This is a genomic window from Streptomyces sp. NRRL WC-3618, from assembly GCF_001280005.1.
Classification (GTDB): Bacteria; Actinomycetota; Actinomycetes; order Streptomycetales; family Streptomycetaceae; genus Streptomyces.
The window spans coordinates 1-382 of record NZ_LGDW01000313.1; the positions used below are offsets into that span (position 1 = coordinate 1).

The window sequence follows — 382 nt, forward strand, 5'->3', positions numbered from 1 at the left end:
GACGAGCCCGGCGGGCAGCCGTGTCTCGGTGGCGGCGTTGAGGCGGTTGCGGAGTTCGACGGAGGTGAGGGAGTCGAAGCCCAGCTCCTTGAACGCCTTCGTGGGGGCCACGTCCTCGCCGGAGGCGTAGCCGAGTACGGCGGCGACCTGGGCGCGGACGAGGTCGAGGAGGGCGCGTTCGCGGTGCTCGTGGGCCAGGGCGGCCAGTTGGCCGGCGAAGGAGGTGCCGGCCGCGGCGGGGCCGGATTCGGCGACGCGACGGGTGCGTGTGCCGCCTCGTATGAGGCTCCGGAAGAGCGGGGGTACGTCGGCGCCGAACTGCTTGCGCAGGGTTTCGGTGTTGAGCTTCATGGGGACGAGGGCGCCGTCGGGCTGGGCGAGG

The 382-nt window shown here is 73.0% G+C and carries 1 protein-coding gene; it reads right to left on the reverse strand.

Going from position 1 to position 382, the window contains the following annotated elements:
- Positions 1–351: acyl carrier protein (locus tag ADL01_RS47555; RefSeq protein WP_324614634.1), on the reverse strand; the 351-nt coding region annotated here is incomplete at its 3' end.
- Positions 352–382 lie beyond the last annotated feature (31 nt).